Below are 2,327 nucleotides of genomic sequence, written 5' to 3'. Positions count from 1 at the left end.
TGTCCCGGCTGGGCCGCAATTCGCCGACCTTGCGCCCCTGGCGCAGCACGACGGCGCGGTCGGCGATTTCGACGACGTGTTCCATGTTGTGGGTGATGAGGATGACCGCGTTGCCCTCGGCCTTCAGTTGCGCGATCAGGTCCAGCACCTTGCGGGACTCGCGCAGGCCCAGGGCGGCCGTGGGCTCGTCCAGCATCACCACCTTGCGCGCGAACACCGTGGCGCGCGCCACGGCGATGGCCTGGCGCTGGCCGCCCGACATCAGCGCCACCGGCGCATCGAACCTGGGCAGGCTGACCCTGAGCCGCTCGATCACGGCCGCGGCCTCCCGGTCCATCGCCCGGGCATCGAGGAAGCGCAGGCCGCGGGGCAGCCAGCGCGGCCCGGCGAGCTCGCGGCCGCAGTAGAAGTTCTGCGCCGGCGTCAGGTTGTCGAACAGCGCCAGGTCTTGGTAGACCGTCTCGATCCCGGCGCGCCGTGCCGCGGCGGGGCTGTGCAGCGCCGTCCGCTCGCCATCGAGCAGGATTTCGCCATCGTCGAGCCCGTGCACGCCGCTGATGCACTTGACCAGCGTCGACTTGCCCGCGCCATTGTCCCCGAGCAGGGCCAGCACCTCCCCGCGATAGGCCTCGAGGCTCACGCCCTTGAGCGCGTGCACCGCCCCGAAGCGCTTGTCGGCGTCGCGGACGACCAGAACCGGGGATACGGCCACGGTGCTCAAGGCGCCCTCCCCGCCTGCAGCACCCGGACCTTGGCCTCGAGGTGGTTGCGCAGCACGTCGGCCTCGACCGCCAAAACGATGATCAACCCGATGGCGATCATCTGGAAGAAGGCGTCGACGTTGAGCAGGTTGAGGGCGTTGCGGATGATGCCGATCATCACCGCCCCGACCAGTGCGTGCCCGATATGGCCGCGGCCGCCCAGGAAACTCGCCCCGCCGATGATCACCGCGGCGATGGTGTCGAGTTCGAGCAGATTGCCGTAGAGCGGCGAGCCGGCCTCGGTGCGCCCGGCCAGCACGATGGCGCCGACCCCGGCGCACAATCCGGAAATGACATAGACCGAGACCAGCACCCACTTGACCGGGATGCCCATCTGCACGGCGGCCTCGGGCTTGCCGCCCACCGCGTAGATCCACCGGCCCCAGACCATGGCCCGCACCACGATCAGCGCAATCGCCACGACGCCGGCAACCACGAAGAACGAACTCGGAATACCGAGCAGGTTGCCGCCACCGAGCACCGCGATCTCGGCCGGCATGCCGCGCATGGTGGTATGTCCGACGGCGACCTCGAGGGCAACGCCACGCGCGATGCTCAGCGTTGCGAGCGTGATGATGAACGGATGCGGCAAGCGACCGAAGACGTAGACGAGCCCGTTCACCGCACCGACTGCGGCGCCGGCCAGCAGCATGGCGAGCATCACCAGGGCCGCCGAGTCCGTCACCCGGTAGACCAGCGCGCCGACCACGGTGGCGAGCGCCAGGTTGGCGCCGACCGAAAGGTCGATGCCGCGCGTCAGGATCACCAGGTGCTGTCCGATCGCAACGATAGCGATGACGGCCGTCTGCGCCACGATGTTGCCGACGTTGACCGGCTTGAGGAAGTTCGGCGTCAGGAGGCTGACCACGACGACGAGCAGCAAAAGGATCAGCAGCGGCCCGGCGGCCAGCAGCCGCAGCCCCAGCGCTACCGCCGTCGCCTCCACGCCATGCCCGCGACGTGACGGCGACGCTGACGCGTTGCCGTCGTCGCCCCCGCTGATGCTTGCCAAGACACACTCCGCTTCGCTGTCTGTTATGTACAAAAAACTTCATTGCCGTCGGTCGTCAATTTGTTTTTTATCCGCTAAAGACAAGTGACCTTCCCAAGCCAGAGACACCGATGAAGACCGACACCCTGTTCAAGCGCGCCTATAACGACGCGCTCGAGCTCATTTCCCGCCAGCGCCCGGGCGACATCCTTCCCTCCGAGAACGCGCTGGCCGCCGGTCTGCGGGTCAGCCGCACCACGGTCAGGAAGGTCATCGCCACGCTCGACGAACAGGGCATCGTCGCGAGCGAAGGGCGGCATCGCGTCATCCGCCGCCTCGCCGGCGCGGACGGGCGCTTTCCCGATGCCGAGACCGTGCCGACAGCGGTTCAGGTCGAGAAGCAGTTCATGGAGTGGATGCTGCGCGGCGATGCCCGCGCCGGCTCGCTAATCAACGAGCTGGATCTGGCGCGGCAGTTCGGGGTGGCGACTACCGTCATCCGCGAGTTTCTCAACAGCTTCCAGCGCTTCGGGCTGATCGAGCGCCGCCCCAGCGGCGGCTGGGTCCTGCAGGGC

General features: G+C 68.1%; 3 protein-coding genes. 1 reads left to right on the top strand and 2 read right to left on the bottom strand.

The window, feature by feature from the left end:
• Together ACE3TU_RS21520 and ACE3TU_RS21515 are read right to left on the bottom strand one after the other, a co-directional pair.
• The coding region (locus tag ACE3TU_RS21520; protein WP_374627900.1) for an ATP-binding cassette domain-containing protein at positions 1–721 on the bottom strand (721 nt) is incomplete at its 3' end.
• Positions 718–1,671, bottom strand: a complete 954-nt coding sequence (locus tag ACE3TU_RS21515) for an ABC transporter permease (protein ID WP_374627901.1) — start codon at positions 1,669–1,671, stop codon at positions 718–720. The genes ACE3TU_RS21515 and ACE3TU_RS21520, both read right to left, overlap by 4 nt.
• A 212-nt stretch (positions 1,672–1,883) precedes the next feature.
• Here ACE3TU_RS21515 and ACE3TU_RS21510 point away from each other — a divergent pair.
• A partial coding sequence (locus ACE3TU_RS21510) for a GntR family transcriptional regulator (RefSeq protein WP_374627899.1) occupies positions 1,884–2,327 on the top strand: 444 nt, incomplete at its 3' end.

The organism is Devosia sp., from assembly GCF_041917035.1.
GTDB lineage: Bacteria > Pseudomonadota > Alphaproteobacteria > Rhizobiales > Devosiaceae > Devosia_A.
This window is presented reverse-complemented; position numbering and strand designations above follow the sequence as displayed.